Origin of the sequence: Umezawaea sp. NPDC059074 (genome assembly GCF_042738955.1) — a bacterium.
Lineage (GTDB): Bacteria > Actinomycetota > Actinomycetes > Mycobacteriales > Pseudonocardiaceae > Umezawaea.
Genome location: NZ_JBHYHC010000023.1, coordinates 37,211 through 51,609, shown reverse-complemented (window position 1 = coordinate 51,609; position 14,399 = coordinate 37,211). Strand labels below are relative to the sequence as shown.

Here is a 14,399-nt window from a genome sequence, read left to right as displayed (position 1 = left end):
GAGCACAGGAGAACGACATGACCGCCACCCTGGATTCCGGCATCGTCCGCGGCGCGTCGCGCGCCCGGCAGTGGTTGCGCGACAACGACCTCCCCTACAGCGACGAGATCGAGTTAAAGGCCTCCGGCCGGGAGTTCACCGATGGCGGCCACTACGGCGTCGAGATCCCGGTCGTCAACAGCTTCAAGGTGCTGGAGGCGACGCTGGGCCTGCTCAAGGCCGAGGGCCTGCCGGTGACCCGCTTCAACGAGACCCTGGGCGCGTTCCTGCTGTCGGACGGCGAGGTGTCCGACATGCTGGCGCTGTGCCGGGAGAGCGGCGCGGGCATGGTGTTCGCGCTCGGCCCGCGCCCGGAGTACGACCGCAAGGCGGCGTTCTACCGCGGCGGCTTCGGGGCCTCGCAGGGGCGTCGCATCAACAACAACGACGCGCTCGCCCAGTCCGCCGAGGAGGCGCTGCGGCTGACCGAGATGGGCTGTCGCGGCCTCATCGCCTACGACCTCGGCGTGATCCGGATGCTGTCCGAGATGCGCGCGGCCGGGGTGCTGCCCACCGACCTGATGATCAAGTCGTCGTCGCACTGCATCGTGTCGAACCCGATGACCGCCAAGGTGTACCAGGAGAACGGCACCAACAGCGTCACCACCATGCACGACCTCGGCCTCGCCGTGCTCCAGGACATGCGCAGGACCGCGCCGGAGCTGACCATGGACGTGCCGACCGACGTCTACGGCAGCAAGGGCGGCTTCATCCGGTTCTACGAGGTGCCGGAACTGGTGCAGATCTGCTCGCCGATGATGCTCAAGATCGGCGCCAGCGCCCAGTCCCACCCGCACGACCCGGTGAACGAGAACACGATCCGCCAGCGCGTCCAGCGGGTCGCGCTCTGCCTGGAGTTCCTGGAGAAGTCCGGCATCGAGGCCAAGTACATCAGCGACCTGTCGGTCGAGCGCTGCGTGCCGGTCGCGGTCTGACCCGTGGAGTTCACCGTCGACGGCGGGTTCGCCGCCCTGCGCGACCTCGGCCTGCACGCGGGCCGCACCCTGGCCCGGCCGAGCCTGGAGTGGCGCGACCACCGCGCGGCCTGGGACCCGGCCCTGTTCGCCGAACTGGGCGACCTCGGCGCGCTCGGGGTGGGGGCAGCGCCCCTGGAGGCGGTCGCGCTGCTGGAGGGCCTCGGCGAGGCGGGTGACGTCGGACTGGCGCTCGCCGTCGGGGCGCACGGCGTGCTGTGCGGGGTGCCGATCGAGAGGTTCGGCACCCCGCGGCAGCGCCAGGTCCTACCCGCTCTGGCCAAGGGGCACCAGGTCGCGGCGATATCACGGTCCGAAGTGGATGGTGCGCCCTCGTCCGTGACCGCCGTCCACGACGGACGGTCCTGGCGGCTCGACGGCACCCGGACGGGCGTGGTCAACGGTCCGGTCGCCGACCACTTCCTGGTCACGGCCACGACCGCGGACGGGGAGCGCACGGCGTTCCTGCTGGACCGCGACCTGCCGGGACTGGACGTGCTCGCCGAGCGCGATCCGGTGGCGCTGCGCACCCGCCCGGTCGGCGACCTCGTGCTCACCGACTGCGAGGTCGGCGACGACGCGGTGCTCGGCGTCCCCGGCCGGGCGAGCACGGACCTGGTGCCGCTACTGGCCGCGCTGGACCGCACGTGCCTGCTCGCGCCGTGGCTCGGGTTGCTGCGCGCGCTGGCCGCGCGGGTCACCGAGACCGATCTCGCCTGGTCGCAGTCCGTGCGGCTGGCCGTGGTCGACGTGCGCGCCAGCGCGGAACTGGCGGCAGACCTGCTGTACCGGGCGGCAGCGGATCCGGGCGGGTCCCGGCGGAACCCCGCGCTGGCCGCGCTGTTCCTCGCCGACGCCGTGCCGAAGGCCGCCCGGCTCGCGGCGGAACTCCACCCGGCCGACCACGCCGTGGCCAGGGCCCACCGGGACAGCACCGCGCTGACCGCCGCGGACCGCGAGGTGCTGCGGTCGGTCATCGCCGAATCGCTGCTGGCACTCGGCGGCTGAGGGGACGACGCATGGACTACTCGACCAGCGCGGCGGACGACCTGTTCGTCGCGGACCTGGAACGCCGCTTCACCAAGGGGATCGCGGCACGGGCGGACGCCGCCGACGCGGCGGGCGCGCTGCCCGAGGAGAACTGGCGCGACGTCGTGGACAGCGGCTACCTGCGCGTGTTCCACCCGGTGGAGGTCGGCGGGCTCGGGCTCGACGGCGTGACGCAGGCGAGGGCGATGGAGGCGCTGGCCAGGGCGTGCCCGAGCACGTTCTGGTCGGCGACCATGTCGGCGCTCGTGTGCGTGAAGCTGATCCAGACCTACGGCGACCCGGTGGAGCACCGCGGGCTCACCGACCCGCTGCTGAGCGGGGAGCGGCTGGCGTGCTTCCCGGTCGTGGAGCGGACGTCCGGCAGCGACGCGGGCACGTACACCACGACCGTCCGCCGGGACGGCGGACGCTACCTGATCAGCGGCGAGAAGGCCCGCATCACCAACGCCACCACCGCGGACCTGGCCGTCGTGTTCTCCCGCCTGGAGGGCCACGAGTCCGGCTGGTGCTACGCGTTCGTGGACCTGCGGCGGCCGGGCGTGCGCACGTACGCCATGCCGCACCTGGGGCTGCGCGCGATGCCGTGGGGCGGGCTGGTGTTCGACGACGTGGAGGTCGACGCGCGGGACGTGGTGCCGGTCCACCTGCCGGAGTTCCCCGAGGGCATGGCGTGGGGGTGGCTGTTCATCTCCATCGCGGCCATCGGCATCGCCGAGTCGGCGTTCACGGCCGCGCTCGACCACGCCCGCGCGCAGCTCGCGTTCGGCGCCCCGCTGGGCCGGATGCAGGCGGTGCAGGCCGCGCTGGCGTCGATGCGGGCCGAGATCGACGCGGCCCGGCTGCTGGCCTACCGGTGCTCGTGGCACCGCACCGAGGGCAGGCTGGTGCAGGACCTCGTGGGGATGCTCAAGCCGTACGCCACCGAGATGGCCGTGCGGACCACCGAACGGGCCGTGCAGGTGCTCGGCTCGTGGGGGCTCACACCCGGCCACCCGGTGGAACGGCTCTACCGCGACGCGCCGATGAACGTGATCGGCGGCTTCGCCTCGAACCGGCTGCGCGAGCTGGTCGCCACGGGGCTCGGGCTGCCCGCGGTCTACGACGACGCCGACCGGCTCGCGGGCACCGGCCTCGACCTCGACCCGGCCGGGTGGTGAGCGCCGTGACCTACCGGATCGCCCTGCTGCCGGGGGACGGGATCGGCGTCGAGGTCGTCGGGCACGCCCGGCGTGTGCTGGAGGCCGTGGCGGGCTCCCGGCTGGAGTTCGACGAGATCCCCGGCGGCGCCCAGTACTTCCTGGAGCACGGCCGCGACTGGCCCGCGGGGTCCGAGGAGCGCTGCGCCGCGGCCGACGCGATCCTGCTCGGCGCGATCGGGTGGCCCACGGAGACCGGCGGCACGGCGCTGCGGCCGGACGGGCGGATGGCGGGCTGGTCGGCGATCGTCGGCAACCGCCGCGCGCTCGACCTGTACGCCAACGTCCGGCCGGTGAAGCTCCTGCCGGGCGTGCGGCACCTGATCTCCGGGCGGCACCGGCAGGTGTGGGAGCCCGAGGACGTCGACATGGTGTTCTTCCGGGAGAACACCGAGGACCTGTACTCCGGCGTCGGCGGCACGATGGCCACCGCCGGGGTCGCGATCGACACCCGCGTGATCACCCGGACTGCGTCCGAGCGGATCGTCCGGCGCGCGTTCGAGGCGGCCGTCGAGCGCGCACGGCCCGGCAGGACGAGCCGGGTGACGTGCGTGGTGAAGGACAACATCCTCCAGGGGTGCAGGCTGTTCGCCACCGTGTTCCACGAGGTGGGGGCCGAGTTCCCCCAGGTGGAGCGCGAGGTGCAGCTCGTGGACGCGTTCACGCAGTGGCTGGTGCGCGGGCCGGAGCACTACGACGTCGTGGTCGCGCCCAACATGTTCGGCGACATCGTCACCGAGCTGGCCGCCGCGTTGCAGGGCGGGCTGGGCATGGCCGTCGGGTGCAACATCGGCGACGGGCACGGCATGTTCGAGCCCATCCACGGGTCCGCGCCCAAGCACGTGGGGCGGGACCGGGTGAACCCGCTCGCGGCGATCCTGGCGGGCGCGGAGATGCTGAAGTGGCTGGGGTCGCGGCACGGCGACGAGGCACTGACGGCGGCGGGGGAGCGGGTCCACGAGGCCGTCCGGGTCGTCGTGGCGAAGGGGGAGACGCTGACGTACGACCTGGTGGGCGCCTCGGCGGCGGCCTCGAGTTCCGCCGTGACGGCCGCGGTCGTCGGAGAGCTGTGATGCTGGTCGACGCCCAGGTCCACCTGTGGTCCGCGCACGACCCGGCGCGTGGACCCGCGCACCTCGCCGTGCCGCCCACGGTCGCGGACACCCTGGCCGCGCTCGACTCGGCCGGGGTGGACCGGGCGGTGCTCGTCCCGCCGTCGTGGGAGGGCGACCGCAACGACGTCGTGCTCGCCGCCGCCCGCCTGCACCCGGACCGGTTCGCCGTGATGGGCCGGATCCCGCTGCCCGACCCCGCGTCGGCCCGGCTGCTGCCGTCGTGGCGGGAGGGCGGGATGCTGGGCGTGCGCGTCACGCTGCACCGCGAACCGTGGCTCGGCGCGTTCGACCGGGGCGAGCTGGCGTGGTTCTGGGCGGCGGTGGAGGCGGCGGACCTGCCGGTGATGGTCTACGCGCCCGGCCGGTCCCTCGTGCCCGTCGCTCGTGAACACCCCGATCTGCGGCTGGTCGTCGACCACCTGGCCCTGCCGGTGGGGGAGTCCGCGCCGGAGGTGTTCGACGACCTGCCCGACCTGCTGGCGCTGGCCGCGTTCCCGAACGCGTCGGTCAAGGCGTCGGCGCTGCCGTGCCACTCGCGCGAGCCGTACCCGTTCCGCGACCTGCACGTCGCCCTCCGGCTCGTGGTCGACGCGTTCGGCCCGGACCGGGTGTTCTGGGGCAGCGACCGGACGCGGCTGCCGTGCTCCTACGTGGACGGTCTGACCTACCTCGCCGAGGCGTTGCCGCACCTGGACGACCGGAGCCTCGGCCGGATCACCGGCGGGGCGGTGCTGGACGCGCTCGGCTGGAACCTGTGGATTTCCTGAACGTCGCTCGCCGGACTCCTGGTGGTGTGCAAGGGTTTCCTCCGGGGGCGGGAAGATCGCGCGGGGATTCGCACAGGGAGGCCACATGTCCGGGTGGAACGCTCGGGGCATGACCGAGGTGATGGACCGCCCGAGGAGCGCGAGCCGCGTCCGGCTGCTCGGCGGGGTCGCCGTGGTGGTCCTGCTGGTGGTCGAGGCGGTCCTCGTCGCGCCCGCGCTGGACACCGCCGCGACCTCGCTCGCCAACGCCGACACGACGTGGGTGGCCCTCGCCGTGCTGGCGGTCGCCGCGTCCATGGTCATGTTCGCCCTCACCCGGCGCAGGCTGCTGCGCGCGGCGGGCGTCCACGCGACCGTCCGCGACTCGGTCGCCGCGGCGCTGGTCGCGAACTCGCTGCACGCCACGCTGCCCGGTGGGCCCGCGTTCTCCACGGCCTACAACTACCGCTGGATGCGCGGCCGGGGCGCGGGCGGCGCGGTCGCCACCTGGTGCCTCGTGGCGGGTGGACTGGTCTCGACGGCGTCGCTGGTGATCATCGGCCTCTCCGCGTCGCTGCTGGTCGGGGGCGGTGCCGGGTGGACGCAGGTGGCACTGGAGGTCTTCGGCCTGCTGACGGCGGGCCTGATCGCCCGTGAACTCGTCCGCCACCCGCAGGCCCTCGTGGTGGCGGGTCGGTGGGCCGTGCGCCGGGTGAACCGGCTGCGCCGCCGCCCGGCCGACACCGGCCTCACCGCGTGGGACGACCTGGTCGCGCAACTCGGCGCGGTGCGCCCCCGTGGCCGGGACTGGAGCGCGGCCACCGGCCTGGCGCTGCTGAACTGGGCGCTCGACGTCGCCTGCCTCGCCGCGTGCGCCACCGCGCTCGGCGTCCACGTGACCCTCCCGCTGCTGCTCGTCGCCTACACGGCGGGCATGACCACCTCGGGCCTGTCGCCCCTGCCCGGCGGCATCGGCGTGGTCGACGCCGCCCTCGTGCTCACGTTCGTCGCGGGCGGTGTCCCCGCCGCGCAGGCACTGCCCGTGGTCGTGCTGTACCGGCTGATCAGCTTGGTCGGCGTGGTCGCGGCGGGCTGGGCGGTGTGCGCCGTGCAGCACGGCGTCCGGCCCGCGCTGAAGGTCAAGACCGCCGTTCCGGTCGAGGCGTCCCCGTGATCGTCCACGGACGCCATCGGCGAGCGGATGCTCAGGTGAGCGAGGTCAGGAACGCCGTTAGGGCTCGGCGGTACGGCTCCACAGTGGTCAGGTCGGCGTACTCGTCGGGGCCGTGCTGTCCGTCGCCGCCGACGCCGAAGATCACCGCGTCCACGCCCCGCTGGAAGTAGAACCGCGAGTCCGCCGCGCCGTGCTTGCGCAGCAACTCGCCCGTGTACCCCTGTTCGCGCGCCGCCCGTTGCAGTGCCAGAACGTCCGAATGGTCCGATACGACGCGATGTGGTGGTTCCACGGAGTTCACGGTCGCCGTCACGCCCGGTGGGCACAGGGCGGTGAAGTGGGCGGCCACCTGGTCGGCCGTCCGGCCGGTGAAGTCGGTGTCCTCCGCCGGGAAGCGGACGTCGAGCCACGCGGTGGCGTCGGACGGGACCTGGTTGAGCGCCTGGTTCGTGGTGGTGATCCTGGCGAGGGTGACCGTCGTGCGCCACGCCTCGGCGGTCGCGACCGGGTAGGCCGTCAGGACGGCGTCGACCGCGCGCGTCAGCGTGTGCAGCGCGTTGTCGCCGAGCCACTGGTACGCGCTGTGCGCGGCACGGCCGGTGGCGTCGAGCCGGACGCCGACCAGGCCCTTGGACTCGGTCACGACGCGCAGGCCGCTGTGCTCGCCGATCACCACGAAGTCGCCGGTCACGCCCTCCGCCACCTGGTGCGCGGTGCCGTCGCGGCCGCCGACCTCCTCGTCGGTGACCAGTTGCAGCGCGAGCGGGACCGGGGACGTGGGGGCCAGCGCGCGGAACACCTGCGCCTGCACGAGGGCGGAGAGCTTCATGTCCTGCGCGCCGCGGGCGATCAGCCGGTCGCCGTCGCGGCGGGGGAGGAACTGGTCCGGCGTGCCGGGCACGACGTCGAGGTGGCCGTTCAGGATCACCCGGAAGTGTGGTCGTCGCGGGCCGACGTAGACCAGGGCGCTCGGTTTGCCCCGTGACTCGAAGCGCTCCACGGTGAAACCGGGGCCGACCTCCTCCAGCACGAGGTCCAGCGCGCGGAGGAGGTCGTCGGGCCGGTCCGCGGTCGAGCGCACGGCGAGCAGGTCTTCGGCGAGCGGCAGGAAGTCCATGCCCTCAGTCTGCGGCGAGACCCCGCAGCAGCGGCAGGTACACCTCGTCGACGAGTTCGGCGATGGCGTCGCCGGGCAGGGACTTGCCGCACAGCGTCAGGTCGTTGCGGATCAGGTCGAACGGCAGGCGGGCCACCCGCTGGCTCAGCTCCACGGGCGGGATCTCGCCGCGGTCGACCCCGCGTTGGACGATGCGGCGCACGACGTCGCCGATCGGCGCGTTGGTCAGCCGGTCGCGCAGCAGCGCGGCGAGTTCCGGGTGCTGGAAGGCCTCGCTCATGACGCCCGCGATGACCTCGTTCATCATCATCCCGGCGCGGCGCGAGATCTTCTCGAACAGGGCGAGCAGGTCGCCGCGGAGCGTGCCGCTGTCGGGCAGGAAGTGCTGGACCGGGGCCTGGTTCCCCCACGCCGCGAACACGAGTTCGGCCCTGCCCGCCCACCGCCGGTAGATGACGGGTTTACTGGTACCGGCCCGGTTCGCGACCGCTTCGATGGTGAAACGGGCATAGCCGACATCTCGCAGTTCGGCCCACGCGGCGTCGAGGATGGCCTGCTCCAGCAGCGCTCCCCGGCGGCGCGACTTCGGTTCCGGCACCCTGCCCCTTAAGTACGTTGCGTATCTTCGAGGGGTAGCCTACGTTATCGGCTTATTAGATACGGCAAGTTTCTTCTGTGGGGGCGTCGTTGCTCTACCGCCTGATGGTCACCTACCTGCGCCCTTATCGGCGCGAACTGTCGGTCGTGCTCGTGCTCCAGCTCGTCGGCACGATCGCGTCCCTCTACCTGCCCAGCCTCAACGCCGACATCATCGACTTCGGCGTGGCCAAGGGCGACAGCGGTTACATCATCTCCACCGGGGGGTGGATGCTGGCCGTCACGCTGCTCCAGGTCGCCTGCTCGGGCGCGGCGGTGTACTTCGCGTCCCGCAGCGCCATGGCGTTCGGCCGGGACGTCCGGTCCGCGATCTTCCACCGGGTCGGCGAGTTCTCCGCCCGCGAGGTCGCCGGGTTCGGGCCGCCGTCGCTGATCACCCGCACCACCAACGACGTGCAGCAGGTGCAGCTCCTCGTGGTGCTGATGTGCACGATGCTCGTCACCGCCCCGATCATGTGCGTCGCGGGCATCGTGATGGCGCTGAACGAGGACGTCGGCCTGTCGTGGCTGCTCGTGGTCTGCGTGCCCGCGCTGCTGCTGGCGATCGGCGCGATCGTGTCGCGGATGGTGCCGCAGTTCCGGCTCATGCAGGGCCGGATCGACAACGTCAACCGCGTGCTGCGCGAGCAGCTGTCCGGCATCCGCGTGGTGCGCGCGTTCGTCCGCGAGCCCGCCGAGAGCCGCCGGTTCGCCGAGGCCAACACGACGCTGACCGACACCGCGCTGCGCGTCGGCAGGCTCCAGGCGTTGATCTTCCCGACCGTCATCCTGATCCTCAACGCCTCCAGCGTCGCCGTCCTGTGGTTCGGCGCGCACCAAGTGGACGCGGGGGAGATGCGGATCGGTTCGATGACCGCGTTCCTCAACTACCTCATGCAGATCCTGATGTCGGTGATGATGGCGACCTTCATCGCGACCCTGATCCCGCGCGCGTCGGTGTGCGCCGAGCGGATCAACGAGGTGCTGGACACCGACTCGTCGGTCGTCCCGCCCACGGCCCCGGTGCGCGAGCTGCCCAAGCGGGCCGAGCTCGAGTTCCGGGGCGCCGGGTTCCGCTACCCCGGCGCGGCCGAGCCCGTGCTGCACGACGTGTCGTTCACGGTGGAGATGGGCAAGACCACCGCGATCGTCGGCAGCACCGGCACCGGCAAGACCACGCTGGTCTCGCTCATCCCCCGGCTGATCGACGCCACCGACGGCAGCGTGCTGGTGGACGGCGTGGACGTGCGCGACCTGGACCCGGACGTGCTGTGGAGCAAGATCGGCCTGGTGCCGCAGCGGCCGTACCTGTTCACCGGCACCGTGGCGAGCAACCTGCGCTACGGCGACCCGGACGCCACGGACGCCGACCTGTGGGCGGCGCTGGAGATCGCGCAGGCCCGCGAGTTCGTCGAGGCCATGCCCGGCGGGCTGGACGCGCCGATCGCCCAGGGCGGCACGAACGTGTCCGGCGGCCAGCGGCAGCGGCTCTGCATCGCGCGGGCCTTGGTCCGCCGACCGGAGATCTACCTGTTCGACGACTCGTTCTCCGCGCTCGACCTCGCCACGGACGCCCGGCTGCGCGCGGCCCTGCGCCCGCACACCCAGCGCTCGGCCGTGCTCGTGGTGGCGCAGCGCGTGACCACCGTCCTGGACGCCGACCAGATCATCGTGCTGGACGAGGGCACCGTCGTCGGCGCGGGCACCCACCACGACCTGCTGGACTCCTGCCAGACGTACCGGGAGATCGTCCAGTCCCAGCTGACCCCGGAGCAGGCGGCATGAGCACCACGACCACGACCCCCCGCCCGCAGCCGTCCCCGATGGGCCGCGGGATGCCCGGCATGGGCATGCCCGTCGGCAAGGCCAAGGAGTTCGGCCCGTCCGCGAAGCGGCTCGTCGCCCGGATGCGCCCCGAACGGCTGTACTTCGCCGCCGTCGTCGCGCTCGGCGTGACGAGCGTCGGCTTCTCCGTGGCGGGACCGAAGATCCTCGGGCACGCGACGGACATCATCTTCGACGGCGTCATCGGCCGGGCCCGCGGCATTCCGGGCGCGGGCATCGACTTCGCCGCGCTCGGCGGCGTGCTGACGTGGGTGATGGCGCTGTACGTGACGTCGTCGCTGTTCGGCTGGGCGCAGGGCAGGCTCCTCAACGGCGTGGTGCAGCGCGTGGTGTTCGCGCTGCGCGCGGACGTCGAGGCGAAGCTGCACCGGTTGCCGCTGCGCTACTTCGACGGCCAGCCGCGCGGCGAGCTGCTGTCGCGGGCGACCAACGACATCGACAACGTCGCCTCGACCGTGCAGCAGACGTTGAGCCAGCTCTTGGTGTCGCTGCTGACGGTGATCGGCGTGCTGGGGATGATGATCTCGATCTCCCCGTTGCTGGCGGTGATCGCGTTGTTGGTGATCCCGGTGTCGGTGTTCGTCACGGCCCGGATCGGCAAGCGGTCGCAGAAGCTGTTCATGGCGCAGTGGAAGCACACCGGCGTGCTCAACGCGCACATCGAGGAGTCGTTCACCGGCCACCAGGTCGTGAAGGTGTTCGGGCGGCAGAAGGAGTCCGAGGCGGAGTTCAAGCTCCGCAACGACGAGCTGTACGGCGCGGCGCTGGGCGCGCAGTTCATCTCGGGGCTGATCATGCCGTCGATGATGTTCCTGTCCAACCTCAGCTACGTCGTCGTCGCCGTGGTCGGCGGCCTGCGCATCACGTCCGGCACGATGAGCCTCGGCGAGGTGCAGGCGTTCCTCCAGTACTCGCGCCAGTTCACCCAACCGCTGACCCAGGTCGCGTCGATGGCGAACCTGATGCAGTCCGGCGTCGCCTCGGCCGAGCGCGTGTTCGAACTGCTGGACGCCGAGGAGCAGTCACCCGACCCGGCCGACGCGTCCCTGCCCGCCGAACGGCGCGGCCGGGTCGAGTTCACCGACGTGAGCTTCTCCTACCGCCCGGAGCAGCCGCTGATCGAGCACCTGTCGCTGGTCGCCGAACCGGGCCAGACCGTGGCGATCGTCGGCCCGACCGGCGCGGGCAAGACCACGCTCGTCAACCTGGTCATGCGGTTCTACGAGCTGGACGCGGGCACGATCACGCTGGACGGCGTGGACATCACCCGGCTGCGCCGCGAGGACCTGCGGTCGCAGATCGGCATGGTCCTCCAGGACACGTGGCTGTTCGGCGGCACGATCCGCGACAACATCGCCTACGGCAGGCCGGACGCGACCGACGAGCAGATCGTGGAGGCCGCCAAGGCGACCTTCGTCGACCGCTTCGTCCGGACCCTGCCGGACGGCTACGACACCGTGATCGACGAGGAGGGCACGAACGTCAGCGCGGGCGAGAAGCAGCTGTTGACGATCGCGAGGGCCTTCCTGGCCAGCCCGTCGCTGCTCATCCTGGACGAGGCCACCAGCTCCGTCGACACCCGCACGGAATCGTTGGTGCAGCACGCGATGGCGGCCCTGCGCTCGTCCCGCACCAGCTTCGTCATCGCCCACCGCCTCTCCACGATCCGCGACGCCGACCTCATCCTCGTGATGGAGGCGGGCAGGATCGTGGAACAGGGCACCCACGACGAACTCCTGGCAGCGGAAGGCGCGTACTTCCGCCTGTACTCGGCCCAGTTCGCGGCAACGACCTGACGGGAACCGGGGACACGGGCTCGCACCCGTGTCCCCACCCCGCCGCATTCGCCGTGGTGGCGTTCCGCAACGAAGGTCGTGCGGTTTCCGGCACCCGTTCGTGTTGGTTTGTCTCGTGTGGAACTTGCGCCTGTCGAGAGCCGTGGATCAGTGCACTGTTAAGGTTCCTGCGCCGCCGCGAACATCGGTGGTTTAGCACGGTCAGTTGGATGTTTAACCAACTTCCATCAGCTCTGTGCTTTCTGTGGAAATGCTCGCGATGAGTGAATGAGGAACAACGTGAACAGGTTGACCGGTGGCGAAAGTGGCAGTGATGGCGGGGGCGGCAAGAAGTAGTCGCGCAACCGTTGCTGTGTCCGCCTAACCGGCTTGCCCGGTCCTGAGGTGTCGGGGTGTCGGCTGATCTAGGCGGCATCCCGACATTTCCGGACCCGCTGCTCCGAACGTGTGGAGTGGGGTATCAGTGCGTGTCATCGGTGTAATGAGGCAAATGGCCTCACGGTGTCCGCATTAGTGCGGTCGAAAGGTCTTTCGGGCATCCTTCGAAGCTGTTTCCCTTCATTTAGGGGAACGTGAACCGCTCTGAAGCCTGCGGAGTCAAACAACCGATCATAACGCCTCAGGGCCCGGTTTGGTGAGCTGTCACCGGGGCGGCGCAAGGTGACAGTGGCCATTGGGGGGAACTTCTCCGAGCTTGTGGATGATCGTCATACCCTCTGGTTGTCGCGGGTCTGGCCTGCCGGAGGAGGTGCTGAGGTGCGGCCGACGATCACCAGTGCCACCACGTCGAAGTCCGGGGTCAGGTCTGTCGCTCGCAGGTCGACTTCGATGCTCGGAGCCTTCGTCGAGTGGTTGCAGGACTATGTGGTGCACGTCGGAATGATTGGCGTCATCGAGGGGGCGCTGGGAATTCTCGCGTTCGCCGGGCTGCTCAGCGCGTTGTTGGGGAGTGCTGCGATCAAGGCGGGTGCCATTGTCGTCGCAGGTCTCGGTGTGCTCGGGCTGTTCATCGTGCTGGTGGTCAATCGGACCGAATGGCATCGCAGAACTGAGCTGGACCGACGATTGATCCGCCATTATTGCGGCGCGCTCAGGGAACGCTACAACCATGCGTGGAGCGTCGTCGAGTGGGATGAGCTCACTGTCATCTCGGCGAATGGGGACACGACGCACACGATCAGCTGCGAGGCTGTGGTCGAATGCGAACTTCTCGATTTCTTCAGCTTCTGGAACGGGCCGAACTGGGAAGGGTGGCCCGATCGGCTCCGCCGAAAGGTGAAGATCAAGGTGCGCAGCCTGACTGTTGGCCAGGAAGGTGGCACGAGGTCGGACATGACGTGGTCCTGGATTAGTCGGAACAGAGTCGAAGTGGTCACGCACCTCCGGGAGCCCGCCAAGCGGGGTGACACGATCGGAATGGCGGCCGAACTCCACTGGCCCGCACGATGCCTTCCGCTCGTCCGAGGGGATTGCGCCGACGACTTCGTCCTGTGCTTCCCGACTACGATCCGTTTCGCCCGGCACACGGTCGTGATGCCGATCGGCCGCGATGTCTACTTCGAGTCCATCGGACTCGACCGCGCAAACGGCGACGACTACGAGCTCACCAGCAAGATCAACAACGCTGGCCTGTGCGAGACCATGTTGGAGGTGCGCGACATCGAAGGAGGCCGCGACGTCGGAATGCGGCTAGACCTGAAGTGACACGTCCGTTGTCGGGCGTCTCAGTCCGGTAGTGGCACCCGCAGGCTCACGGTGCCGCGCAGGTCGAGCCAGGCGGCGTTCGGGCCGCGGACCACGCGGAGGACGACCTCCTCGCAGCCTGGGCAGCGGGCTACCAGGCCTGGGGCCTGGCCGTAGACGTGGAGGGTTGCCACGGTGGTTGTGCGGGTGCAGCCGGCGCAGGTCGCGGTGGCTGTGGTGAGGTCCACGGCGAACAGTTCGCGCAACGGGCCCGCCAGGGCGTTGCCGTCGAGGTGGTGGGTCATGGTCAGCCTCCGCTGGGGCCGAAGCGTTCGGTTTTGATGCGCTTGGGGTCGTGGCCCAGTGCTTGCAGGATGTCGGCGGCGGTTTCGACGAAACCGGTGGGGCCGCACAGGAAGCAGTCCGGGGTGAAGTCGGCGGGCCAGCCCGCTGTGTTCAGATCGGCCACGCCCAGGCGGCCCGGTGGGCGGGGAAAGCCGTCCGGAATGGACCGGGTGTACAGGTACGTGATGTCGAGGCCAGGGGTCGGGCGGCGCAGCTCGTCCGCGTAGAAGCGGTCGTCGGGGCCGCGCAACGAGTACAGCAGGCGGAACGGGACCGGGGTGCGGCGGGCGCGGATCATCGCCATCAACGGGACGATGCCCGAGCCGCCCGCGACCAGCAGGACCGGTGCGGTGCTCTCCGGGCGCCACACGAACCAGCCGCCGACCGGGCCGCGCAGTTCCAGCTCGTCGCCGACCTCCACGACCTCCGTCAGGTACGGCGACACCTCGCCGTCCTCCACCCGCTGCACGGTCAGCTCCACGCGCGAGCCGTCCTCGGCGTTGGCGATCGAGTAGCTGCGCTGGGTGCTGTAGCCGTCCTCGGCGGTGAGCCGGACGTCCACGTGCTGGCCCGGCAGGTGTCCCGGCCACAGCGGCACCTCCAGCACGAGGGTGCGGGCGGCGGGGGTCTCGTCGCGCACGTCGACCACCTTGCCGACGTGCCAGACCAGTCTGCGCACCACG

At 70.9% G+C, this 14,399-nt stretch carries 13 protein-coding genes; 9 read left to right on the top strand and 4 right to left on the bottom strand.

The features are described from left to right. Positions 1–17 precede the first annotated feature (17 nt). The 6 genes from ACFWW9_RS13510 (at position 18) to ACFWW9_RS13485 (ending at position 6,294) form a co-directional block, all read left to right on the top strand. Positions 18–974, top strand: a complete 957-nt coding sequence (locus ACFWW9_RS13510) for a peptidase (RefSeq protein ID WP_390375869.1) — start codon at positions 18–20, stop codon at positions 972–974. 3 nt (positions 975–977) lie between these two features. Then, a complete protein-coding gene (locus ACFWW9_RS13505; RefSeq protein WP_390375866.1) occupies positions 978–2,021 on the top strand; it encodes an acyl-CoA dehydrogenase family protein in 1,044 nt (347 codons plus the stop codon). Positions 2,022–2,032: 11 nt separating this feature from the next. Continuing rightward, on the top strand, positions 2,033–3,220 hold the full coding sequence (locus tag ACFWW9_RS13500; RefSeq protein WP_390375862.1) for an acyl-CoA dehydrogenase family protein: 1,188 nt from the start codon (positions 2,033–2,035) through the stop codon (positions 3,218–3,220). Positions 3,221–3,225: 5 nt separating this feature from the next. Next, positions 3,226–4,332: an isocitrate/isopropylmalate dehydrogenase family protein gene (locus ACFWW9_RS13495; RefSeq protein WP_390375859.1), complete on the top strand. Its 1,107-nt coding sequence runs from the start codon at positions 3,226–3,228 to the stop codon at positions 4,330–4,332. Beyond that, the gene (locus ACFWW9_RS13490; protein WP_390375856.1) at positions 4,332–5,141 is read left to right on the top strand and encodes an amidohydrolase family protein; all 810 of its coding nucleotides are present in this window, start codon (positions 4,332–4,334) and stop codon (positions 5,139–5,141) included. The genes ACFWW9_RS13495 and ACFWW9_RS13490 overlap by 1 nt, the downstream gene beginning before the upstream one ends. Before the next feature lie 109 nt (positions 5,142–5,250). Beyond that, on the top strand, positions 5,251–6,294 hold the full coding sequence (locus tag ACFWW9_RS13485) for a YbhN family protein (RefSeq protein WP_390375853.1): 1,044 nt from the start codon (positions 5,251–5,253) through the stop codon (positions 6,292–6,294). Positions 6,295–6,325: 31 nt separating this feature from the next. On the opposite strand, the gene ACFWW9_RS13480 is transcribed toward ACFWW9_RS13485, so the two are convergent. Both ACFWW9_RS13480 and ACFWW9_RS13475 read right to left on the bottom strand, forming a co-directional pair. Further along, the gene (locus ACFWW9_RS13480) at positions 6,326–7,411 is read right to left on the bottom strand and encodes a M20 family metallopeptidase (RefSeq protein WP_390375850.1); all 1,086 of its coding nucleotides are present in this window, start codon (positions 7,409–7,411) and stop codon (positions 6,326–6,328) included. Positions 7,412–7,415: 4 nt separating this feature from the next. After that, positions 7,416–8,009, bottom strand: coding sequence for a TetR/AcrR family transcriptional regulator (locus ACFWW9_RS13475; protein WP_390375847.1), 594 nt, complete (start codon positions 8,007–8,009; stop codon positions 7,416–7,418). Between the two features lie 89 nt (positions 8,010–8,098). On the opposite strand from ACFWW9_RS13475, the gene ACFWW9_RS13470 reads away from it, so the two are divergent. The 3 genes from ACFWW9_RS13470 (at position 8,099) to ACFWW9_RS13460 (ending at position 13,392) form a co-directional block, all read left to right on the top strand. Further along, positions 8,099–9,832 (top strand): ABC transporter ATP-binding protein, encoded by a 1,734-nt coding sequence (locus ACFWW9_RS13470; protein WP_390375986.1) that lies wholly within the window; start codon positions 8,099–8,101, stop codon positions 9,830–9,832. Next, on the top strand, positions 9,829–11,688 hold the full coding sequence (locus ACFWW9_RS13465) for an ABC transporter ATP-binding protein (RefSeq protein ID WP_390375844.1): 1,860 nt from the start codon (positions 9,829–9,831) through the stop codon (positions 11,686–11,688). Before ACFWW9_RS13470 ends, ACFWW9_RS13465 begins: the two co-directional genes overlap by 4 nt. Before the next feature lie 828 nt (positions 11,689–12,516). Further along, positions 12,517–13,392: a hypothetical protein gene (locus ACFWW9_RS13460; protein WP_390375841.1), complete on the top strand. Its 876-nt coding sequence runs from the start codon at positions 12,517–12,519 to the stop codon at positions 13,390–13,392. Positions 13,393–13,412: 20 nt separating this feature from the next. On the opposite strand, the gene ACFWW9_RS13455 is transcribed toward ACFWW9_RS13460, so the two are convergent. Beyond that, positions 13,413–13,676 (bottom strand): DUF6510 family protein, encoded by a 264-nt coding sequence (locus ACFWW9_RS13455; protein ID WP_390375838.1) that lies wholly within the window; start codon positions 13,674–13,676, stop codon positions 13,413–13,415. Positions 13,677–13,678: 2 nt separating this feature from the next. Continuing rightward, on the bottom strand, positions 13,679–14,398 hold the full coding sequence (locus ACFWW9_RS13450) for a ferredoxin reductase (RefSeq protein WP_390375835.1): 720 nt from the start codon (positions 14,396–14,398) through the stop codon (positions 13,679–13,681). Position 14,399: the final 1 nt, after the last annotated feature.